Source organism: Hymenobacter norwichensis DSM 15439 (assembly GCF_000420705.1).
In the GTDB taxonomy this organism is placed as follows: domain Bacteria; phylum Bacteroidota; class Bacteroidia; order Cytophagales; family Hymenobacteraceae; genus Hymenobacter; species Hymenobacter norwichensis.
Map to the genome: position 1 here is coordinate 743,176 of NZ_ATVL01000006.1, position 22,401 is coordinate 765,576.

Consider the following 22,401-nt stretch of genomic DNA (forward strand, 5'->3'; position numbering starts at 1 on the left):
CGAAAAACAGGATTAGAAAGGATTCCACCGGGTAACGGGCTTTTCCGGCGCGGCCGTTGGGGCTACGGGATTCTCGTTGATAAAGGTTTTCCAACCTTCCTTGTTTTTGCCGATGTACTCGAGCTGGGTGAGTTGGCGGAATACGTTGGCCACCAACTGCCACAAGCTGTATTGCTGCTCCAGGTGCTCGTGCACGCGGTGGTGGTCGTAGCGCATGGTCACGGCGTTGCTCAGCGCATTAAGCAAGGTAGCCGGCAGCGTTTCCGACCATTGCTCGAAGTATTTCAGCATTTCTTCCCGCTCGGCTTCGGTTAAGCAGTCGATGGCCGTTTTCACTTGCTTGGCTAGGCGCAGCAGCGTATCGAGGAGCTGAATGGGCGGTTGCTCGGCGGCGCTCAGGTGCAGCGTAGTTAAGTGCTGGGCCAGTGCAAACACCGTTCGCTCGGCCAGGAACTGCACTTGGTCGGCTAAGTGGCTTCTCTTGTCGGTACGCAGCTTCACTTTATGAATAATCTTGAAGCCGTCGGTTTCTATTTCCTGTAGCACATGCTCCAACTGATGTAGCCACTTTAGCAGGGCTGGGTGGCTGGTGAGGGCTGTGCTGGGCGGAATAAACTGCGTGACTGGGCGCAAGTTGCCATCGATGTAGAGCAGCTCGCCCACCACCAAATGAAACGAACTGACCGAGGCGGTATTCACTTGCTGGGTAGGCACCACACTCAGCTGGTAGTCAGGGCGGGTGTAGGGATGGCGCGGTGGCACTTCCTCGGGCGCTGGCTGGCCCATCGGTACCCGCAGGTAGGGGTTCACCGTCACAACCACGCTGAACCGAAGCTGCTCGGTAGGGGCGGGTAAGTTGAACTCGGTGAGCAGCTGGGCCAGGCTGGTGCGCAGGGTAAGAGGCTCGTTGCCCCCTGTCAGTTCGATGCGTGCCCCGCCGGCCGTAACGGCGCGGCAGTGCGTCAGGCGGGCCGTAATACCCTGCTGCTGGTCCACGTTGAGCAGCAGCTCGAACGACGACAAGCCGTGGTCGTCGGCAGGGAGCAGGCCGTAGCGGTGTGCGCTTAGGCCTACGGCAGTGGCGTCGCGCAGGTGCTCGGTGGTAAACTGTTCAAGCTCGGTGAAATGGCGGCGGGATATTTTCATCCCATCAACCCAGTTCACGGGATAATGCTTGATTTCGGGTAGCATAAAAGAGGCGGAAAGGAAGAGGATAAATCTGCTGATACAATCAGGGCCGCGCACTAGCGCTAGCCCACCACGCGCCGGGCTACGATAATGTCGCCCTGCTTAAGAAAATTGTCGCGGAAGCTGTAGTCGGGGTTGATGTAGCGGCGAGGCTTCCACCAGCGGTGCTTCACATAGAACATCCAACCGTAGGGCTGGCCCTGCTCGTCCAGGTACTGAATGGCCTGCTCGGGCTTGAGCACATTGTAGTCGGTGAGGAAGATGTGAAATAGGTCGCCGAAGTGCATTTCGTACGGCGCCTTCGACGAAAAATCGTGGTAGAGCGACTCGCCGTAGCGCCGCGGCATCCAAAAGTGCACCACCATGAAATTATTGAGGTCCATGCGAGCCAAGTCGGGGCCGGGGCTGTTGGCGCGGTAGTGCCACAACTTGTAGTGCCGGTGCGGAATCTGGCGCCAGCTGCGGTAGGCTTCGTAGAAAAAATACGGGATAGTGGCCGGCAGCGTAGCCATAATAAACGACGTGGGAGCCATGCGCCCTTCCAGGTTGGGCAGCCACACCAGCAGGGCCACGCCCAGCGCACCGGCCAGCCAGGCTACTACCGTCATTACGGTGCCGTGCACCCAGTTGTCGGAATCGAACCAGGAAAGCCACTGCTTTTGCGCGTACAGGTGAAAGCACCCCAGTAGCAGCGACACCATCTGCACCAGCAGAAATGTAACCTTATAAGAAAGCGGGCTGTAAATGGCCCCGGCTCCCAGCAACCCAAATAGTAGCAGGCTGCTCAGCAAATACAGAAAGACGCTAATAAAGGTCGGATTCTGTTGTAGCCCGGAGCGTGCACTGGAAAACATACTGTTTGCCGCACTGCGCGCCTGTGCTTCCGGATTAGGAGTCAGCATAATAGGCTAGCTTTAATCAGTCGTTAGAAAGTGAGAAAATCAGGTGCTTTTGCCTCAAAAGAACTACAATTTCTTTGTTTGTTCTGATTGCAGTAACTAGAGACGATAAAACCCGGCCTTAGTTACCTGCTGTACCCGATTTTGGGGTGGCGGGTTGCTAGCACCGCAGGCCGGGTCCACAACAGCTTGTAAGTTGTCAGAAAAAAGATAGTATGCCAAACCCCACTGCTTTCGGACGCTTTTTTGGTACGCTGCCCACCCCGCCAGCACCTGCGGCTACTAAGCCTTCATTGGGGGGCACCCCGCGCCTGTTGGTGGAGAAGCTGCGGCAGCAACCTTTCGACTTGCGGCTAGAAGTGGTACTAGCTGATCTGCTGGCCCACGGCTATCAGTTCGATGAGTTTGTGGTGCGGCCCGTCAGCCTGTTTGCCCGCCGCTACCGCCGCGACATTGGGGCCGTGACAGAGGAGCGCACGGAACGCTGGCAGACGCCCAAAACAGCCATTGAGGTGCATCGTGAGGGCATTTATGACGCGCTGCCCCAGCAACTGTTTCATCACCCCGGCGACTCTACGCAGCAGGGCGTGCGGTCCATGATTGAAGACATTCAGGCCCAGCGACGCCGCGAAAAGGCCACCCGACGCTTTTTTCTGCCCTTCGAGCAGGAATTTTACCGTTTTCGGGTGCTGCTAGAGCAGGAAGAGCGTCGGTACATGACCAATCTATCGGCGCAGTGGTACAACGAGGTGCTGGCCCGGTTCTGGGAATTGGCTGGTCAGTTGCCGCCCCGGCAGGTTACTACACTGCTTTACCTGTTGCCACTGGCGCACCGCATCACCGGCGACCTGCTGCGTACGCAGCAGGTGTTTGAGAGTGTGCTGGAAGTGCCTGTGCTGCTACGCACTATTGCTCCGCTGCAATTTGCTGCCGAAGACTTACAAGCCAGCGGTACTACGCCCGGCGCGGTGCTGGGGCAGGGAGAGCTAGGCCGCGACTTTGTGCTGAGTGGGGCCTACCAGGAAACCCTGCCAGCCCTGGAAATCAGCCTCCAAGCGCTTACAACTGCGCAGTTGGAGCTATATCTAGCCCCTGATACTTGGCAGGCCCGCGCCTTGAAGCTGCTATGCAATTACTTCGTGTCGTTTGAAACCGACGTGGTACTGCGCTACGAAATGGCACCCACCAGTCAGTCGTTCACTTTGTCTGATGATGGCGATACTGCAGTGCTCGGCTATACCACAGTAGGCTTGTAAAGAACCAGCGGCGCTGGATATGAGCTGTTTTCGGTGGGCCTAAGTGTGCCCAATAGGAAAGCTATGCGTTTCCCAGATGTCTTGTAATGGGAAAAAGCTGTATGCTGGTCAATGAAAGTTTATATTTTGGAATAGGCTGTGCCAAAATGGTTCTGGTTGGGTGATTCCAGGTTAGAAGATATGGATATATTGAATAAGTTTTATAATATGCGTTGTAAATACGTAATTGAAACAATTATGTAGTAAATAAATGCAATAAATAGGTTGATAAAATTAGCTCCGAAATAAATCCGAACTTTAGATGGCTACGTAGTTGTGAAAGTGTAATTATGCAATACAATAGCGCTTATGAACAGGGAAGAAGCCATCCGCTTGGCTCAGATATATTTGCTGGAGGAAGACCAGTACCATCCGCTTGCGCTGGACAGCCTACGCATTCTGAATTCACCCACCGAGTATGAGGAGTGCTGGTACTTCGATTACCGCTACTATTACCCCGAGAAGGTGTCTGACCAGTCGCGGGACTTGCTGGTTATGGTGCCGGGCTTTGCTATTGCCAAGCGTGACCAACAGGTTCGAGTTGTCACTTGGAATGAGCTATACGAGCTAAACCAAGTACCACTACAGTTTTGATTATTCCGCCTGATTTTTCACGGTAAGAACAGGGAATCAATTTGAAAAATGCTCTGCTAAAAGTTCGATTTCAATGCCTTGAAGTATGTAGAGAGTTCAGTAGTGATATAGTAGTTCAATTAAGTTGTACATCTCAAGGGATAGTAACAGTCTTGCAGCCTGTTCTTGCATAAGCTACGGTCTTGCTAGCTGCCACTTAACTTTAGTATAATGATTTAGTCATGGATATTCTCGAACGGCATCACGTATCGTCGTATGGAGCCGAGGGGGCGCCTGTTGTATTCGCCCACGGCTTTGGCACCGATCAGCAAACGTGGCGCTACGTAGCGCCAGCCTTTGCCGCCCAAAATCGGGTGATACTCTTCGACCTGGTAGGTGCCGGCCAATCCGATAAAGCTGCCTACGATTTCACCCGCTACCAGACCCTTGATGGCTACGCAACCGATCTGCTGGCGCTGCTCCGGACTCTGGCGCTGCCCAAAGTGGTGTACGTCGGTCATTCGGTAAGCGGCATAATTGGGGTACTAGCGGCCATCCGGGAGCCGGATCTGTTCGACCGGCTGGTACTGCTGGCTTCTTCGCCATGCTACCTCAACGACGGTGTCTATGCCGGCGGCTTCGACCCCGCCGACTTGGAGGAGTTGCTCGGCTTCCTCGACCGGGACTACCTAAGCTGGTCGAATACGGTGGTACCGACGCTGGTAGGAGGGGATATGCGCCCTGAGCTAGTGGATGATCTGCTGGCCAGTTTTACTTCCGTGGACCCCGCCATTGCGCGGCAGTTTGCCAAGGCCACGTTCCTATCCGATTATCGGGCGGTACTGGAGCAACTCCGGGTGCCGGCCCTGATTGTGCAGTGCGCCAACGACTCCATTGCTTCGCCGGTGGTGGGCCATTATCTGCACGAACACCTAGCTGGCAGCACGCTAACTATCCTGGATACAGAAGGCCATTACCCGCACCTAAGCGCGCCGGTAGCTACAATTGCCGCCTTGGAGCGCTACTTAGGGCAGGAAGTTGCCATTATTGTAGGTGTATAACACGCATCAGCCCATAACAAAACGGAAGCGCCTACCACCCCCGAAGAGGATGAGTGGTAGGTGCTTCCGTTTTGTTATAGGTTTGTCTGACTCAGGCCGCCCCAGGCTTACTTGCCGGCAGGGCTAGCCGCAGAGCTGGAATCCAGAATTTTGAACAGCTCGTTGAGCTTGGGCGTCAGAATGATTTCGGTGCGGCGGTTCATGGCTTTGTTGGCGGGTGTGTCATTGGCTGCTATTGGCACGTACTGTGAGCGGCCCGAGGCGGTTACGCGCTCCGGTTGAATGCCGCCGGTGGTAAGCAGCCGCGCAATTTCAGTGGCGCGTAGCACGCTCAAATCCCAGTTGTCCTGCATTCCACCGGTGGGGCGGCTGAACGGCACGTTGTCGGTGTGGCCTTCCACCACCACGTTTACGTCGGGTTGGGTTTCAAGCACAGCGGCCAACTGCTTGAGGGCCTGCTGGCCTTTAGGGTCGACTTTGGTGGAGCCAGTTTTAAACAACAACTGCTCCGACAGCGACACATACACTTTACCGTCCTTCATTTTTACCTGCAAATCGGTGCCCTGGAAGCCGCGCAAGGCGTTGGCTACGCTGGCCCGTAGGTCATTTACGGCTTTGTCTTTCTCGGCCAAGGCTTTTTCCAGTTCGGCCAAGCGGGCTTCGCGGGTTTTCAGGTCGGCGTTGAGCTTGTCGATAGCGGCGCGGTTTTTCTTCAGCGAAGTATCCAGTTCACCCAGCTCAGCTTCACGGCGCGCTAAGTCCTGCGCCACTTTGTTGTAATCCGACGACTTGTTGGCCAGTTCCCGGTCACTGTTCTTCAGCAGTTTGTCGTAGCTGTCGGTGAGTTGGGTGTAGAGCTGGCGGGTGCGGCGCAGGGCGCTGCCAGTTTGCGTGGAGTCGTCGGTGAGGCGCTTGTTGTTGAGGCGCATCTCGTTGAGCTCGTCGGTGGTTTTTTGCAACTCAGCCACGGCTTTACGCTGCTGGCGCTCGGCTTCGGCCTTGCCCTGCTCCGTGGAGGCCTGACGGGCTCTTAGGTCTTCGTACTTTTTAGAGGGCACGCAGCCCGGAAGCAGCGTAGCAGCCGATAAGGTGAGGGCCAGCAAGCGGGAGGAAGTGTTTTTCACGAAAAAGGGCATGATGAAAAGCAAGGGGCAGAAAGCAGCGTATACCACGCGGCATCTTTGCGGCAAGGTACTCAGCAGCTGCCGGGTATTGCAACCCAACACCTGCAGCCAACCGATTTCGCCCTATATTTGACGCAGCTTCGCAATTAAAAATTGTGAGTTGAAGGCCACTACTTTCAGGTTCGGCGCTTTTGCCGCGGGCAACTGCTTGCTACTAGAGTAGTCTGTGGTCTTTCACAATTTCTAATTCATAATTTTTAATTCATAATTGAAAAGATGTCTTGGTTTAAGCGCGTAGAGAAAGGCATTGTTACGCCAACGGAGCAAAAGAAAGAAACGCCCGACGGGCTGTGGTATAAGTGCCCGGAGTGCAAAACCGTGGCCACCATGGCCGAGCATAAGCGCCTGCTCTACACCTGTGGCAACTGCAACCACCACGACCGGATTGATGCAGCTGACTACTTCGAGCTGCTGTTCGACAACGGCCACCTCACGGAACTGGATGCCGATATGCACTCCGCCGACCCGCTGCACTTCGTGGATACCAAAGCCTACCCACAACGCCTGACGGCCACCGAGAAAAATACGGGCCTTACCGATGCTGTACGGACCGGCCACGGCCAGCTTAACGGCAAGGGGCTGGTAGTAGCCGCCATGGACTTCCGCTTTATTGGGGGCTCGATGGGCTCAGTAGTAGGTGAAAAAATTGCGCGGGCCATCGACTACGCCCGCCAGAATCGGCTGCCGTTCCTGATGATTTCCCGCTCGGGGGGCGCCCGCATGATGGAAGCCGGTTTCTCGCTGATGCAAATGGCTAAAACCTCGGCCAAGCTGGCGTTGCTTTCCGAAGCCGGCCTGCCCTACATTTCGCTGCTCACCGACCCCACTACTGGGGGCGTTACGGCTTCCTTTGCTATGCTCGGCGACTTTAATATTGCTGAGCCTGGTGCCCTCATTGGGTTTGCGGGGCCGCGTGTAATCAAGGAAACCATTGGTAAGGACCTGCCGAAAGGTTTCCAGAGCGCCGAGTTTGTGCTTGAGCATGGCTTCCTGGACTTTATTGTCGACCGCAAAGAACTAAAGTCACGCCTCACCGACCTGTTGACCATGCTTGGCCCAGCAGCTGCAAAACCGAAAGTTGGAGTGAAAACAGAACAGCCAATTTAAAACTCGGCACGCTTCTTGAAAACCCCGCTCAATATGCAGTAGAATGCATTGGGCGGGGTTTTTGCATTTGCTTCATCACTCAAAATCATGCGTTATTGCCACGAGGTGGTAACCAAGTTGTCTGGTAAGTTCAGCAAACATTTTTCCGCCAATTGCAGTAAGCACGTCCATCACTCTCTTCCAAACTCAACTGTTCCACTAACTTCATTTCGATGAAAGCTTCTAATTCTCTTCTCTCGTTTTTCATGGCGCTGACGTTGCTGCTCGGTTCGTGCGCCTCATCTAACACCCGTAACCCCAACATCCCGGATGCACCCGATACCAACGGCACCGGCCCCCGCAAAACGGGGATGAGCAAAACCGCTAAGGGTGGCCTGCTGGGCGCCGGTGGCGGTGCTGTAGTAGGTGGCGTACTGGGCCGCGTGATTGGCGGTAAGTCGGGTACGGCTGCCGGTGCTATTATTGGTGCTGCCGTGGGTGGCGGTGGTGGTGCACTCATCGGCCGCAAAATGGACAAGCAGGCCGAGGAATTGCAGCGCGACATGCAGAACGCCAAGGTGGAGCGTGTAGGCGAAGGCATCAAAATCACCTTTGACTCGGGCATTCTCTTCGATACCAACAAGAGTGACCTGCGGGCTGCTTCGCAGTCGGAAATCCAGAAAATGGCCGAAGTGCTGAAAAAATATCCCGACACCAACGTCCTGATCGAAGGCCACACTGATGCTAGCGGCTCCGATGCCATCAATGATCCTCTGTCGCAGCGCCGGGCACAGGCTGTGGCCAGCTACACCATCAACCAGGGGGTAGACGCCTCGCGTATTACCACGGAGGGCTATGGTTCCAAGCAGCCCATTGCCGACAACACCACCGAGGCTGGCAAGCAGGCTAACCGCCGCGTAGAAATTGCCATCTATGCTAACGAAAAGATGAAAAAGGCTGCTGAAGCTGGTAAGCTGTAACTTTAGGCTCAAACAGCCGCAGGAAAAGGCCGCACATTATGTGCGGCCTTTTTTTATGGTTGAATTGTTCGGTTTCATTTCCAGTGAACCATAAAAAAAGCTGGAAGGCTATTAATTGTTAAAGTGCAAGCAGTCAAGGTTTTTTCTGATTAGCGAATAAATATAAAGAGGCGTTTAGACGCATTTAAAGGCTGTTTCTACACTATTTTTAGAACACAGCCGTTTTTGGCAAGGTGGTTGCAAAATGCCTAGTGCAAGCGAGTTGGTTCGACATAACCACTATCTTCGGCCCGAATTAGCGCTCATCATATTTCTCGTTCTTACCACTTACTTCCGAAACCCTTAACTTTTTCACAATGACAGATCTTCGTTCATTTTTCCTTGTGCTGCTGGCGTTGCTCACCGTGGGCACCAGCACCGTACAGGCCCAAACCGAAACGACTACTACCAAAAAGCCCTGGAGCAAAACTGCTAAAGGCGGTATAATTGGGGGCCTAGGTGGCGCTGCCGCTGGTGGTGTACTGGGCCGCGTGATTGGTGGCAAGAATAGTACGGCTAAAGGGGCCATCATTGGGGCAGCCGTAGGTGGCGCCGGTGGAGCGCTGATTGGCCGCCGCATGGATAAGCAGGCCGCTGAACTCAAGAAAGAAATGGCTGGCGCCAAAGTGGAGCGCGTAGGCGAGGGCATCAAAATCACTTTCGACTCAGGCCTCCTGTTCGCTAAGAACTCATCGGCTTTGACGTCGGCAGCTCAGCAGAATATCAAGGAGTTGGCCCAGACGCTCATCAAGTACGGTGATACCAACGTTATTGTGGAAGGCCACACCGATAACACTGGTACCGATGCCATCAACGACCCATTGTCGCAGCGCCGCGCTCAGGCCGTAGCTAACTACACCCAGCAGCAAGGCGTGGATGCTTCGCGCTTCACTGTATCGGGCTACGGCTCCAAGCAGCCCATTGCTGATAACTCTACCGAAGCTGGCCGGGTGGCTAACCGCCGCGTAGAAGTAGCCATCTTCGCCAACGAGAAGCTGAAGAAAGCTGCCGAGAAAGGCACCATCTAAGCAGCTGCTAATCGGCCGTTGCTGATTGAACAAAGCGGCCCCGCTACCTTTTGGTGGCGGGGCCGTATTATTTAGTAGCCTTTCGAATGTGAATCGGTGGGCCAACCACCAACCAGCCGCCAACGAGCAGCAAGCAACTAGCCGCATGGAGTACACCTTGCCACCCGCCGAAAAAACCTGGGAAAACCACCTGCTTCTAAACGCATTTTATCCGCCCCTGACGCTGGAGCAGCCACGCCGCACACCTATGCGGGAACTGATTTCCACTATTCTCTCGCACCGTACCACCCACGCCGACGAAGAGCTGGCCTACGACCGGATGCTGGAAGCATTTGGTGATTGGGCCGGGGTGTTAGCGGCTCCTACCACTGAATTGGCCCACGCCATCCGGACTACCCGCTGGCCCGACACGCAGGCGCCCCGTATCCAAGAGGTGCTGCGCCGCATCCAGACCCAGACGGGTGGCGAATTTCACTTGGACTTTCTGGCGGATTGGCCTGTAGAGCAAGGCATGCAATGGCTGACCGATATGCCCGGCATCGGTCTGAAGACGGCTTCCTTGGTGTTACTTTTCAACTTTCATAAGCCCGTGCTGCCCGTTGATACGCACGTGCACCGCATTGCGCAGCGTGTAGGCATGATTGGGCCGAAAGCTTCCGCCGACAAAGCGCATCAGGTACTATTGGAGCAACTGCCTAAGGACGCGCTGGTGCTGCTTAACTTTCATAAGCACAACTATTGGCACGGGCAGCGCATCTGCCTGTTCAGCAAGCCCGATTGTCCGAAATGCCCCTTGAAAGGCTTCTGCAATTATTATCTGGAGCATTATGGTCCGGCCACTCCTGAGGCGCTGGCCGCTACGCCCAAGCAGTGGGATACCGCCTGGGGTGCGTTGCCGCATTAGGCCTTTGCTGTTAGCTGATGGCTTTTAGCTGTTAGCTTTGGCGCGGCACAGCGGCTAACAGCTAAAAGCCATCAGCTAACAGCTCACTACTATGCGTCTCGTTCGTCATCCGGTTCTGTGCAATTATTACGTCACGTATCGGTGCAATGCGCGGTGCTCATTCTGTGATATTTGGGAGAAACCCTCGCCGTATATTCAGCTCTCAGATGTGGAGCGCAACCTACAAGACCTGAAAAAGCTGGGTGTATCGGTGGTGGATTTTACGGGCGGTGAGCCGCTGTTGCACCGCCAGATACACGAATTTGTGGGCCTGGCGCACGATATGGGCTTTATTACCACGCTCACCACCAACTGCTTGCTGTACCCGAAGTACGCCGAGAAGCTACGCGGCAAAGTGGACATGCTGCACTTCTCGCTCGACGCCTCTGAAAAGGAAGTGCACGACAAAGGCCGCGGCGTGGCTTGCTACGATTTTGTGCTGGAGAGCATCCGGGTGGCGCGGGAACTGGGGGAGCGGCCCGATATTCTGTTCACCGTGTTCCGCGAAAACCTGCACGACCTGGAAGCTGTGTACCGCGACATTGCGCAACCTAACAAGCTGATGCTGATTCTGAACCCCGCTTTCGAGTACAATAGCGTGGAAACCGGCGAGCAGCTCACCGCCGAAGAACTAGACTACCTATCAGCCTTTGGGCAGCGCAAGGGCGTGTATCTCAACGAGGCCTTCATCCAGCTCCGGCGCGACGGCGGCAACCACGTAGCCGCGCCAGTGTGCCGGGCGGCTAGCACTACGCTTGTTATCTCGCCCAGCAACGAACTAGTACTGCCATGCTACCACTTGGGCGAGCAGAAATTCCCCATCAACGGGCAGCTTTTTGGCCTGTATAATTCGCAGCAAGTGCAGCAACTAGCGGCGCTGGAAGGCCGGTTGCCGCAGTGTGAGGGCTGCACCATCAACTGCTACATGCAGCCAAGCTTCGCTGTTGAAACCAGCAAATACTTCTGGCATGCGCTGCCCAGCACGCTTAAGTATAATTGGGAAAAAGGTACCTGGAAACGAATGCTGACCCGGTAGTTGCCCGTTGCTACGAGAAGAAGCGGATAGAAAGCGGATATACCCACAGTTCACCGTTGTTAGCTTTAATTGCCCCAATAACGGGAAAGATAAGCCCTAGCACCGCCAGAATGCCAAGTAGCGGCAGACCAATTAACACGAAAATCAGCATGCCGCTGATGGCACCATAAATCAGGGAACTGATTACCCAGTTGGTTACCACTTTGCCGTGAGCATCGACGCCGGGTAGTTCGTTTTTCTTGAGCTGCCAAAGCACGATGGGTAGCACAAATCCTGCTCCTGGCACCAGCACGCCAGCCAACAACGAAAGGTGCAGAAAAGTGGTCCACTGACGGGTTTCCTGATCGGCGGAAAAAAATGGCTCCTGCATAGCATACTACCTTTTGCGCTGCCGGAGGTGGCAGACAGGCAGCAAGTAAGTGAAAATCAGCAGTAAGCCTAGCCATTGCTCGCTAGATTCGCTGAGGAGAAGTTTTCACGCGTAGGTTTGCAGTGGCCGTGCCATGCAGCCTCACCAAACAGCCACTTCATCCTCAGTTTCCTATATGCCCGCTCTCATCCTGCCCGTTCACGGAATCACGCCCCAGCTAGGGGCCAACTGCTACGTTGCCGACAACGCTACCATAATTGGCGACGCGGTGCTAGGTGAAAACTGCACTGTGTGGTTTAATGCCGTTATCCGAGGCGACGTGAACAGTATCCGCATCGGCAACCAAACCAATATTCAGGACGGGGCCGTGCTGCACTGTACTTATCAGAAGGCGGCCTTAACCATCGGTTCCCGCGTTAGTATCGGCCACAAGGCCATTGCCCACGGCTGCACCATCGAAGACGACGTGCTGATTGGCATGGGCGCCATTGTGATGGACCATGCTGTGATAGGCACCGGCTGCATTATTGCAGCGGGCGCTGTAGTACTCGAAAACACGCAGTGTGAGCCAGGCTACTTGTACGCTGGTATTCCGGCCCGCCGTATCAAGCCGGTAACTGACGAGCAGCGCGCAACTATAGCCCGTACCGCCGATAATTACGTGTTGTATGCTAGCTGGCTGAAATAAAGAGTTGCGAGTTGTCAGTACGACACCTGACAACTCGCAACTGATTACAGATTCAGCGCTTCGTTGGCTTCTTCTTCCTGCTCAGCGGCAGTGGTTACGCGCAACTGCACTAACTCCACGGAGCGGCGGGAGCGTTTCAGTACCCGGAACTCGTAGTTGTCGAGCACGGCCACGTCGCCTACTTCAGGGATGTTGCCATAGATGACGTTGAGCAAGCCGCCTACGGTTTCGTAATCGTCGCCTTCGGGCAGAGGGTAGGGGAGATACTCGTTGGCGTCGGAGATGGCCGTGGCGGTGTTCACGCGGTATTCCATTTCCGATACCTTTTCCACTACCGGCACTTCATTGTCGTACTCATCCTGAATTTCGCCGACCAACTCCTCCATGATGTCCTCGATGGTGACAATACCGGAAACGCCGCCGAACTCGTCGCTCACGATGGCCATGTGCATGTGCTTGCGCTGAAACTGGCGAAGCAGGCGGTTAATCTTCTTGGTTTCGGGCACGAAGTAGGCGGGGCGCATGATTTTTTGCAGCACAATCGGCTCGTTGCGCCGAATGATTTGCAGCAAATCTTTCACGTATAGCACGCCCACAATGTTGTCGATGTTGCCCTCGAATATTGGAATCCGGGAAAAGCCTTCATCGTACACTGTTTCCAGAATACCGTCTTGTGGTGTGTTTACATCAATGGCCGACAGCTTGGTGCGAGGCACCATAATCTGCTTCACCATCCGGTCATTGAACTCGAATACATTTTCAATCAGCTCGTGCTCCGAATCCTGAATCTCGCCGCTCTGCTTGCTTTGGTCCAGCAATAGCCGAATTTCTTCGGCCGAGTGCGCTTCGGGGCCGTGGGTTACTTCGCCGCCTACCAACCTAGCTACCATATTAGAAAGCGTATTGAGCAGCCAAATAAAAGGTTTGGTAATCCAGGCGAAGGCAAACAGCGGAATTGCTACGGCAATGGTCGTGTTTTCGGGCTTCTGAATAGCTAGCACCTTGGGTGCCTGCTCACCCAGCACGATGTGCAACACCGTGATGATAGAAAAGGAGGTGACCAGCGAAATCTGGTGTACCGCTGTGGCGGAGAGGGTGATATGGAAGTTATCAATAACAGCCATTACCACTTCAGCTACCACGCTTTCCCCAATCCAACCCAGTGCCAGCGAAGCCAGGGTAATACCCAACTGCGTTGCCGATAAGTAGAAGTTCAGGTCGTGCAGCATGCGCTGCACCAGTTTGGCCAAGCGGTTGCCGCCTTGCGCTTTTATGTCGATTTGCGAAGAACGAACCTTCACGAAGGCAAACTCTGCTGCCACAAAAAACCCGTTCACTAATACCAGCAGAACGGTCAGAAATATATTTAAAGCCATAGATCCGGGGGTCGGGCTCACGCGGCCCAGCTCCCTTGGTACTACAAAAGTACGTGTTTCCGCCCAAGCGGTTCCGGCTGAGTTATAATTGGTCGCAACTTGCTAGGTGTTTACTTTGTTGGAAACCCCTAAACCCGTGCGGCTGTTGGGCTTTCTGCCGACCTTTGCGGTCTTATCGTTTTCGTTGCTTTTTCTTTTCCAATGACTTCCTTCAAGAATATCCTGTTGGTTCTGCTGCTGGTGCTGGGCACGGCAGCCGGTGCCACCGCCCAAGTTCTGACGCCCACCAAGCTGTCGGTAGCGCTTGGTGCCTCCACGGTTAAGGCGGGCGAGGAAGTGGACCTTATCGTTAATGCCCGCATCGACGACAAGTGGCACCTTTACGCCACCGACTTCGACCCTGATCTGGGACCTACAGTTTTCACGTTCAACTTCACCAAGAGCCCGGCCTACGAGCTAGTGGGCAAGCCCAAGTCTATTAGCTCGCAGAAGCACTACGACGACGTATTCAAGGGTGACGTCACATACTTCGAGAAAACCGGCCAAATCCGGCAGCGCATTCGGGTGTTGCAGCCGGGCGCCCTCACCGTGAAGGCCAGCGTGGAGTACCAAAGCTGCACCGATGTAGACGGCCGCTGCATTCCCGGCGACGAAACACTGAGCTTTGGCCCCATCACCGTAACGGGCACCGCCGTACCTGCTCAGGCTCCTGACACCAAGCCCGCCACACCTGCCAAGCCCAGCGCACCTACTGGTGCTGTAACTGCCCCTACTACCTCAGCAACAACCGCCGCCGCAGCTACTGCTACCCCTATCGACACTGCTGCAACAGCTGCCGTCGTGCCACCAACGCCCGCTACAACCACTATTGCTGAAGACACTACTGTAGCCACTGCTGCGCCGACCACTGCTAGGGTAGCTGCCTCGTCAGTAATGGGTGCTAATGGCGCTGAACCTGCCAAGGAAAGCTTGCTGGCTTTTGCATTCGGAGCATTCCTGTTTGGGCTGAGCGCCCTTATTACCCCCTGCGTGTTCCCGCTGATTCCGATGACTGTATCGTTCTTTACTAGCGGCAACGACAGCCGGCAACGGGGCATCCTGAAAGCCTTCGTGTACGGCCTCAGCATCATCGTCATCTACGTGCTGATTGGGGTGGTAGTAGCGGCATTATTAGGCGAAGACGGTCCCAACTTGATTGCTACGCACTGGTTACCCAATTTAATTTTCTTCACGGTATTCGTGGTATTCGGCTTGTCATTTCTGGGCTTGTTTGAAATCACGCTGCCCCACGGCATGGTCAATAAAATTGACGCGCAAGCCGACAAAGGCGGCTGGGGTGGTGTTTTTTTTATGGCTCTCACGCTGGTAGTGGTGTCGTTTTCGTGCACTGGGCCTATTGTGGCGAGTATCCTGGGTTTGGCTGCGCGGGGCGAAAGAATCACGCCGGTTGTAGGCATGTTGGGTTTCTCAATGGCGTTTGCGCTGCCGTTCACATTGTTTGCCATCTTCCCAACCTGGCTTAAAAGTCTGCCCCGCTCAGGCGGCTGGTTGAACACGGTGAAAGTGGTGCTGGGCTTCGTGGAGCTAATGCTAGCCCTGAAATTCCTGAGCATGGCCGACCTAGCCTACCACTGGAACCTGCTGCCGCGCGACATTTATTTGGTGCTCTGGATTGCGCTGTCGGGCCTGCTGGGGCTGTATCTGCTGGGCCGGTTCAAGCTTTCCCACGATTCCGACCTGACCCACCTGAGCGTGGGCCGGCTGCTGATGGCGGTGCTGGCATTCAGCTTCATGACCTACCTGGTGCCTGGCCTGTTTGGAGCGCCGCTGCCGCTGCTGGCCGGCTACTTACCCCCTCAGTCTAGCCGCGACTTCACGCTGGCTGCTACGGCTACGCCAGTTGCCACTGCTACTAAGATGAACGCCTTATGCGAAGCGCCTCGCTATAGTGAGTTTCTGGAGCTGCCCCACGGCCTGCGTGGTTACTTCGACTTAGAGCAGGCCCAGCGCTGCGCCAAAGCCGAAAACAAGCCTATATTCATCGACTTCACTGGCCACGCCTGCGTGAATTGCCGCAAGATGGAAGCTACCGTATGGAGCAACCCGGAGGTGCTGCGCCGCCTGCGCGACGACTACGTGGTGGTGGCCCTGTACGTGGACGACAAAACCGAACTGCCCGCCGCTGAGCAGTACACCTCCAAGTATGACAACAAGCTGAAATCCACACTGGGCAAGAAAAACGCAGATTTGCAGCTAACTGGCTTCAACGTGAATGCTCAGCCCTTCTACGTGCTGCTTGACCCTAACACACCTGCTAACCTGCAAAACACGCTGGCTACACCTATTGCGTATGAACCCGATGCGGAGGCATTCGTGAAGTTTCTGGATGCCGGCTTGGCCCGTTACCACCAGCAAAACCAGCCGGTAGCCAACCGCTAAGTTGTAACTGCTTATTTTTCACGGCCCGCTCCCTGGGATATAAGCCGGGAGCGGGCCGTTTTGCGTCCATTCACCTTTCACTTACCATGCAAAAGTTTCTACTCCTGCTGTTTGCAGGGCTGCTCGGCCAGTTAACTCCTGCTGCAGCCCAAACTTCCGCCAATGCCAGTCCATCAGGGCCCTTCACGCTGGTTATCCACGGCGGAGCGGGCACAATCACCAAGGCCAACATGACGGCGGAACAGGAAAAAGCCTACCAAGATGGGCTGAATAAGGCCCTGCAAGTAGGCTATACTATTCTCAAAGATGGCGGTACAGCGCTTGATGCCGTGGAGGCCACCATCCGGGTGATGGAAGACAACCCGTTGTTTAACGCGGGCAAAGGTGCCGTATTCACCCACGAAGGCCGCAATGAAATGGATGCTTCTATCATGGAAGGCGAAAAGCTGCGTGCGGGTGCTGTGGCGGGTGTTACGGTGGTACGCAACCCCATTACGGCCGCGCGGGCAGTCATGGAGAAGTCGGAGCACGTGCTACTGACCGGGCCGGGTGCCGAACAGTTTGCTCGTGAGCAAGGATTGGATATTGTGGAGCCTTCCTACTTCTTCACGCAAGCCCGCTACGACCAACTGCAAAAGGCGCTAAGCACCGAGAAAAGCCCCAGTTCTCTCAGCCAGCCGAGTACTCCAGTTAAAGCGGCGCCAACTCCCACCGCGCCTACTAAAAGCAAGGGTAAAACCAAAGCCGGCAAACCAAGCAGTGGATTAGTGCCTGCGGGCTCTCAAGACCTGGCAGACCTCATCTTCACTGAAGGCCGCAAGTATGGCACTGTTGGCGCAGTAGCTCTCGACAAGCAAGGCAACTTGGCTGCCGCTACCAGCACCGGCGGCATGACCAACAAGCGCTACGGCCGCGTTGGCGATGCGCCCATCATCGGAGCCGGCACCTACGCCGACAACCAGTCTTGCGCGGTTTCATGCACGGGTTGGGGCGAGTACTTCATCCGAGCTACAGTGGCGCGCGACGTAGCTGCGCGCATGGAATACCAGAAGATTCCGTTGAGCCAGGCCGCTCAGGCTACCATCGATAAAGTTGACGCAATGGGAGGCAACGGGGGCCTGATTGCCCTGGACCGGGCCGGTAACATTACTATGCCTTTCAATTCGGAAGGGATGTACCGCGGCTTCATCAAAGAAGATGGTCGCAGCCAAGTACTCATCTATAAGTAGCTGAGTAGGAAGAAATATGCTAGGCTAAAGATTAAAAAGCCCGATTTGCAAATATCACTGCAAATCGGGCTTTTTATTGCAACTAACATCGGCTAGCCCATAAGATTTATCTTTCTTTGCAGCCAGTAGCGAACTGAGGTGTCATTTGGCCACCTACAATGAAAATATCCGCACTATTAAACAACAAAAAGGCGGCACCCACCCAGATGCCGCCTCTTGATGCAACGGAAGCACCCACCCAGATGCTGCCTTTTGCAAGGGAACGTACCCACCCAGATACGTTCCTGTTTTTCCCTCCTCACATTAATCCACCCAGTGCTGTAGAAGAAGGATTCGAACCTCCACGGTGTAGTTAGCCGGCCGCCAAACCAGTTTTTCCCGAATCACCACCCCCGAGAGAGGAGGGTATGTCTGCCAGTTTCATCACTCTACAATGTTTCCCACGCCATCCGCGTTGGATTATGACAAATGTATTACTTTGATTTGAATTGTAAAATTTTCGCAGAGATCTGCATTAAAATTTACAAAATTTTTCAAGAAACACCGTTCTGATTTCAATATATATAATCAAACACCTGCAAAATGGCTAAGAATTACGAACTTGACGACACCGACCGCAAAATTCTGGATTTATTGATGCAGGATGCCAAGATGCCATACACCGAAATTGCTCGCAAAGTCCACGTATCGGGTGGAACAGTGCATGTACGGATGGCGCGGCTAGAGGAGCTAGGCATTGTGAAGGGCGCAACGCTACAGATTGATTATCAGAAGCTCGGCTATGGCGTCAATGCTTTTCTGGGAATTTATTTGCTGAAAAGTTCGGTGTACGCCAGTGTGGCCGAGCAGCTCCGCGAAATCCCGGAAGTCGTCAGTATTCACTTCACTACTGGCGCCTATGGCATCTTCGCCCGCATCGTGTGCCGCGATACGCAACACCTGCGCGACGTGCTGCATGACCGGATGCAGTTGATTGAGGGCATCGAACGGACGGAAACGCTTATCTCACTGGAAGAAAGTTTGAATCGTCCGATTCAGCTTTTGCCTTCCTAAAGTTTTCCTTTACAGCACAAAGGCGGTTGCTATTAGTAGCAGCCGCCTTTTTTAGGTTACGTGAACAAGGGGATATAAGTAATCAATATTAGTTTAGTACTGTATGTAGAACTTTGCCGTCTTGGCCATTGAGTGCTTGGGGGAAGGCTGCGGGAATGGTATATTTCCAGAACCCCACATTATTGCCGCGGCCGATGAAAGCATATTACATGGTGTTTTGCGGACTATTGTTCGTGCTGCCGGCAGCAGGGTCGGCGCAGACGATGCCTGCCATCTACCTCAATGAGCGCGACGAAGAAGTGGTGCCCGACAGCGCCACCCATTACCGACTCATCGAGCAGAAAAACGAGCTGCTGAGTACCTACGCCATGCGTGAGTATTCGCTGGCTGGTACGCTGCTGCTACGCGGCACCCTGGCATCCATTGAGCCGCTAGTACGCGCCGGGGTGCTGACTTGGTACCACCCCAACGGCAGTAAGGCCGCGCAGGTCCACTACCGCAACGATGAGGCCGACGGCGTATATGTGGCCTGGTACGAGGACGGGCGCGTCAGTCAGCGCGGTGAGTACGCCGATGGGCAGCGCATGGGTACTTGGATTAGTGTGCACCGCAACGGCCAGAAACGCTCGAAAGGCAGCTATACAGCTGGCAAGCCCACCGGTGAGTGGCGCTACTATTATGATACTGGGCAGCTAAGCGCCATTGAGTTGCTGAGCCGGGAAAGGGGCCCCGCGCTGGCGTTCTTCAACGAGGATGCCTCGCCGTACGTGGGCCGGCTGCACAAGCGGCAGCTACCCGAGTTTCCGGGTGGGCAGGAAGCTTTACTCAGTTTTGTGGCCCGGAACACTATTTACCCCAAAAACACGCGTCGAAAAGGCATTATGGGCAATGTGTACGTGCGTTATACAGTGGACGAAGGTGGCCGCGTGGGGCAGGTGGAAGTGGTGCGCGGCCTGGCCCCCGAAGCCGACCAAGAGGCCCGCCGGGTGGTAGCCAGTCTGCCTGCCTTCCAGCCCGGCCGCGAGTACAATGTGCCCACCGCCATGACCTTCACAGTACCCATCCACTTTTCGCCGGCGTTTTCGCTGCTGAGCGGCACCCGGCCGCCGCAAGTGCCACCCACCGAGGCACGAGCCTCTACGCCCGATGAGCTGTATTAGATAGTAAGTAATTAGATAAAGGATAAACGGTATTTATAGGCAATTCAAATGGTTCGCATCCTGAATCCAACTGCTAAACACCTACTCAGATACGCTCAACCAATGGCTCATACACAACAAAAGCCCGCTTTCCACGAAGGAAAGCGGGCTTTTGTTGATGTAAGCAGGGGTAACTAGGCAGTTACTTGAGCGTCTAGCTTGCCAGCGAGTACGTGCTTTGGTACGGCACCTACTTGCTTGTCTACCACTTGGCCATTCTTGAACACCAGCAGCGTAGGAATGCTGCGGATGCCGAATTTGGCGGAGGTTTGCGGGTTGGCATCCACGTCAACTTTGCCAATTACAACTTTGCCTTCATATTCGCCGGCCAGCTCTTCTACCACAGGGCCTACCATGCGGCAAGGGCCGCACCATTCGGCCCAGAAGTCCACTAGAACGGGCTTATCGGAGTTGATGATTTCGTCGAAGTTAGCATCGGTGATTTCGATGGCTTTATGTCCCATAACACGAGGGGGTTAGTTGGAATGTGTGTGCTGCTGTTTACGGTCAAGCGGGCCGCAAGGTAGCAGATTGCGAATCAACAAGACACGGGCCGGAAAGTTCAGTGCAGACAGGATGGCAGATGTAGTAACCACGCGCAGCACGGCCCTAACACCGCCAGTTACGCTCAGACTGGGTATCAGGGCCGATTATTTTATTGTTTGTTGGCTACAAAATCGTAGGCGCGGGCTTCGTTTTGGGCGCGGCTGCGGAGCTTATAAAACACATACAGATTGAAGAAGTGCATGCCACCTAGAATCAAAATGATAGTTCCGAGCTTGATGCTGAGCGTTTCTACAGTCTGCTGGTAGCTGGTAACAGGGTCGTCGGAACGGAGGGTAAGGGTGGCGTATCCGATGTTGATAAGGTAGAAACCAGTAAGAAGCAGCTTGTTCACGGAGTCGGCCAAGGGCTCGTTGCCGTGAAAGATGTCAACCAGGAAAGTGCGGCCGTTGGTAAAAAGGGTGCGTGCCACCCATACTGTGAGTAATACCGTGACGGGCAGATAAACGCCGTACACCAGGAGCAAGTAATTCATGATGCGTTAGAAAAAGAAGTGAAAGAAAAACAAGCGTGAAATGTCAAATAAGGTCCGCCACTGCCCGCTCACAGGTTGGGAAGCGGAACCAGAAGCCGAGGTCCAGCAGGCGTTGTGGCACCACTTTGCGGCTTTTCAGAATCAATTCGGTTTCAGTGCGCAGCACGAAGGCACCCAGCTCTAGCAGCCACGTGGGCTGTGGCAAGCGCAGCAGTGGCTTGAACTCTTGCGCCAGCAGCGCATTGAAGTCACGGTTCATTAAGGGGGCCGGGGCGCAGACGTTGAACACGCCCGCTTGGTCGGTTTCGTTGAGCAGGAATTCCACGGCTCGGCAGAAGTCGTGTACGTGCAGCCAGCTGATCCACTGGTAGCCGCTGCCCTGCGGCATGCACAGGCCCCATTTGGCCAGCTTTTTCATCACTGGAAACGCGCCCCCATCACTTCCCAGCACAATAGAAGTGCGGAGGGCAATCCGGCGTGTGTTGGGGGTCGTGGCTGCCCACAGAGCGGCTTCCCAGGCTTGGGCAACTTCCACTGAAAAACCAGTGCCTATTTTTCCGTTCTCTTCAGTGTTGGCTCGCTGCCAGTTCTCGTTGTGCGCATAAATGGTAGCTGTAGACGAGTTTAGCCATACTTGCGGTGGCCGTTCACAGGCCGCAATGGCTTCTCCCAGCACGCGGGTACTGTCAATTCGGCTGCTTAGGATTTGTCGTTTATTGGCCGCCGTATAGCGGCAATCCACGGTACGCCCCGCCAGGTTGATAACAGCGGCGGCGCCTTCCAATTCAACTGCCCAAGCTCCTATAATGCGCCCGTCCCATTGCACGTGGTTTGGCAGAGAACTGCTGGCGCGGCTAATCACCACGATGCGGTAGCCTATGCTTTGGAAGTGCTGGGCCAAATGTTGGCCCAGGAAACCGTTGCCGCCGGCCAGCACAATCTTGGGTCGGTTCTCGGGGAAGCTGTGCATAACAAAGAAGCTTGTAAGGCGAGTGAAAAAGCCGGGAATCGCACCCATGAGAATGTGATATGAGTGTTATAGAAATTTCAAAAAATATTGAAACATAAAACTAAAAAAATAAGCTTCTGCTCATCCTGGCCGCATCAGCTTCATAAACGTGCTCAGAAACCAGTTCTCATCAGCCTTAATGAGGGTGGAAGCCGCCCGGTTGGCGAATTCGGCAAAGTTGTGGATGCCGCTTATTGTCTCAGCGAAAGCCGCCGTTTCTTCGGGGGTGGCGTTGGGCGAGGGCTCCACATGACGGATTTCGCCGAGCACCCTCATAATGGGTTCCAACTCGCGCCGACGGCGTTCCTGCAAAATCAGGGTAGCTACTTTGTGAATATCCTTTTCAGCCGAGAAAAACTCACGCCGCTCACCGGGACGCAATTCTTTCCGCACGATGCCCCAGTCCATTAGGGCCCGCACGTTCAGGTTCACGTTGCCTCGCGAAATCTGGAGCTGTTCCATGATGTCTTCGGTACTTAGGGAGCCCAATGAAACCAGCAGCAACGCGTGCACCTGCGCCATTGTCCGGCTTACGCCCCAGGCCGAGCCCAGGGTACCCCAGCCTTCAATGAACTTGCTTTTGGCTTCGTCGAGTTGCATGGTTCAAATGTAATAAAGTGTTTTAAACTTTCAATAAAAATTGAAAGTTTATTTTCGCGGATACACGCTGTTAGCTTATTTATCGCC

The 22,401-nt window shown here is 54.6% G+C and carries 22 protein-coding genes; 13 read left to right on the plus strand and 9 right to left on the minus strand.

Translation table 11 applies throughout. The annotated features are described in order from the left end of the window. Positions 1–12 precede the first annotated feature (12 nt). Together G536_RS26210 and G536_RS30315 are read right to left on the minus strand one after the other, a co-directional pair. Entirely contained in the window at positions 13–1,191 is a 1,179-nt protein-coding gene (locus G536_RS26210; protein WP_022822354.1) for a hypothetical protein, read from the minus strand. 59 nt (positions 1,192–1,250) lie between these two features. Then, complete coding sequence (locus G536_RS30315; protein ID WP_157530398.1) at positions 1,251–2,090, minus strand: TssN family type VI secretion system protein; 840 nt, start codon at positions 2,088–2,090, stop codon at positions 1,251–1,253. Positions 2,091–2,302: 212 nt separating this feature from the next. Between G536_RS30315 and G536_RS0104325 the strand changes: the two genes are divergently transcribed. The 3 genes from G536_RS0104325 to G536_RS0104335 all read left to right on the plus strand — a co-directional run bounded on the left by G536_RS0104325 (position 2,303) and on the right by G536_RS0104335 (position 5,016). Beyond that, positions 2,303–3,343 carry a type VI secretion system baseplate subunit TssG gene (locus tag G536_RS0104325; protein ID WP_022822356.1) on the plus strand — a complete coding sequence of 347 codons (1,041 nt, stop codon included), beginning with the start codon at positions 2,303–2,305 and terminating at the stop codon, positions 3,341–3,343. Between the two features lie 348 nt (positions 3,344–3,691). Continuing rightward, complete coding sequence (locus G536_RS0104330) at positions 3,692–3,976, plus strand: hypothetical protein (protein WP_022822357.1); 285 nt, start codon at positions 3,692–3,694, stop codon at positions 3,974–3,976. Positions 3,977–4,197: 221 nt separating this feature from the next. Then, a complete protein-coding gene (locus G536_RS0104335) occupies positions 4,198–5,016 on the plus strand; it encodes an alpha/beta fold hydrolase (protein ID WP_022822358.1) in 819 nt (272 codons plus the stop codon). A gap of 107 nt (positions 5,017–5,123) precedes the next feature. Here G536_RS0104335 and G536_RS0104340 read toward each other — a convergent pair whose 3' ends face one another. Then, a complete protein-coding gene (locus tag G536_RS0104340; RefSeq protein ID WP_033369629.1) occupies positions 5,124–6,152 on the minus strand; it encodes an OmpA family protein in 1,029 nt (342 codons plus the stop codon). A gap of 264 nt (positions 6,153–6,416) precedes the next feature. Here G536_RS0104340 and accD point away from each other — a divergent pair, with 264 nt between their 5' ends. From accD to G536_RS0104365, 5 genes are all read left to right on the plus strand, one after another. Beyond that, positions 6,417–7,307, plus strand: coding sequence for an acetyl-CoA carboxylase, carboxyltransferase subunit beta (gene accD, locus G536_RS26220; protein WP_022822360.1), 891 nt, complete (start codon positions 6,417–6,419; stop codon positions 7,305–7,307). 212 nt (positions 7,308–7,519) lie between these two features. Further along, positions 7,520–8,266 carry a YiaD family glycine zipper/OmpA-like lipoprotein gene (locus G536_RS0104350; protein ID WP_022822361.1) on the plus strand — a complete coding sequence of 249 codons (747 nt, stop codon included), beginning with the start codon at positions 7,520–7,522 and terminating at the stop codon, positions 8,264–8,266. A 356-nt stretch (positions 8,267–8,622) separates the two neighbouring features. After that, on the plus strand, positions 8,623–9,333 hold the full coding sequence (locus tag G536_RS0104355) for a YiaD family glycine zipper/OmpA-like lipoprotein (RefSeq protein WP_022822362.1): 711 nt from the start codon (positions 8,623–8,625) through the stop codon (positions 9,331–9,333). A gap of 88 nt (positions 9,334–9,421) precedes the next feature. After that, a complete protein-coding gene (locus G536_RS0104360; RefSeq protein ID WP_245575749.1) occupies positions 9,422–10,237 on the plus strand; it encodes an endonuclease III domain-containing protein in 816 nt (271 codons plus the stop codon). Positions 10,238–10,328: 91 nt separating this feature from the next. After that, positions 10,329–11,312, plus strand: coding sequence for a radical SAM protein (locus G536_RS0104365; protein ID WP_022822364.1), 984 nt, complete (start codon positions 10,329–10,331; stop codon positions 11,310–11,312). A 10-nt stretch (positions 11,313–11,322) separates the two neighbouring features. Here the strand turns inward: G536_RS0104365 and G536_RS0104370 are convergent, their stop codons facing one another. After that, positions 11,323–11,682, minus strand: coding sequence for a DUF4870 domain-containing protein (locus G536_RS0104370; RefSeq protein ID WP_026879823.1), 360 nt, complete (start codon positions 11,680–11,682; stop codon positions 11,323–11,325). 175 nt (positions 11,683–11,857) lie between these two features. Here G536_RS0104370 and G536_RS0104375 point away from each other — a divergent pair, with 175 nt between their 5' ends. Next, complete coding sequence (locus G536_RS0104375) at positions 11,858–12,370, plus strand: gamma carbonic anhydrase family protein (RefSeq protein ID WP_022822365.1); 513 nt, start codon at positions 11,858–11,860, stop codon at positions 12,368–12,370. A 44-nt stretch (positions 12,371–12,414) separates the two neighbouring features. Here G536_RS0104375 and G536_RS0104380 read toward each other — a convergent pair whose 3' ends face one another. After that, positions 12,415–13,746 (minus strand): hemolysin family protein, encoded by a 1,332-nt coding sequence (locus tag G536_RS0104380; protein WP_022822366.1) that lies wholly within the window; start codon positions 13,744–13,746, stop codon positions 12,415–12,417. Positions 13,747–13,947: 201 nt separating this feature from the next. Here G536_RS0104380 and G536_RS0104385 point away from each other — a divergent pair, with 201 nt between their 5' ends. From G536_RS0104385 to G536_RS30320, 4 genes are all read left to right on the plus strand, one after another. Further along, complete coding sequence (locus tag G536_RS0104385) at positions 13,948–16,185, plus strand: protein-disulfide reductase DsbD family protein (protein WP_022822367.1); 2,238 nt, start codon at positions 13,948–13,950, stop codon at positions 16,183–16,185. Between the two features lie 86 nt (positions 16,186–16,271). After that, positions 16,272–17,414 (plus strand): isoaspartyl peptidase/L-asparaginase family protein, encoded by a 1,143-nt coding sequence (locus G536_RS0104390; RefSeq protein WP_022822368.1) that lies wholly within the window; start codon positions 16,272–16,274, stop codon positions 17,412–17,414. A gap of 582 nt (positions 17,415–17,996) precedes the next feature. After that, positions 17,997–18,467 carry an Lrp/AsnC ligand binding domain-containing protein gene (locus tag G536_RS0104395; RefSeq protein ID WP_022822369.1) on the plus strand — a complete coding sequence of 157 codons (471 nt, stop codon included), beginning with the start codon at positions 17,997–17,999 and terminating at the stop codon, positions 18,465–18,467. A gap of 194 nt (positions 18,468–18,661) precedes the next feature. Then, a complete protein-coding gene (locus G536_RS30320; protein WP_169515040.1) occupies positions 18,662–19,627 on the plus strand; it encodes an energy transducer TonB in 966 nt (321 codons plus the stop codon). 173 nt (positions 19,628–19,800) lie between these two features. On the opposite strand, the gene trxA is transcribed toward G536_RS30320, so the two are convergent. From trxA to G536_RS0104420, 4 genes are all read right to left on the minus strand, one after another. Continuing rightward, the gene (gene trxA / locus G536_RS0104405) at positions 19,801–20,130 is read right to left on the minus strand and encodes a thioredoxin (protein ID WP_022822371.1); all 330 of its coding nucleotides are present in this window, start codon (positions 20,128–20,130) and stop codon (positions 19,801–19,803) included. A 191-nt stretch (positions 20,131–20,321) separates the two neighbouring features. Next, a complete protein-coding gene (locus tag G536_RS0104410; RefSeq protein ID WP_022822372.1) occupies positions 20,322–20,705 on the minus strand; it encodes a hypothetical protein in 384 nt (127 codons plus the stop codon). A 43-nt stretch (positions 20,706–20,748) separates the two neighbouring features. Continuing rightward, entirely contained in the window at positions 20,749–21,675 is a 927-nt protein-coding gene (locus G536_RS0104415) for a TIGR01777 family oxidoreductase (RefSeq protein WP_022822373.1), read from the minus strand. 120 nt (positions 21,676–21,795) lie between these two features. Then, the gene (locus G536_RS0104420; RefSeq protein WP_022822374.1) at positions 21,796–22,314 is read right to left on the minus strand and encodes a GbsR/MarR family transcriptional regulator; all 519 of its coding nucleotides are present in this window, start codon (positions 22,312–22,314) and stop codon (positions 21,796–21,798) included. Positions 22,315–22,401 lie beyond the last annotated feature (87 nt).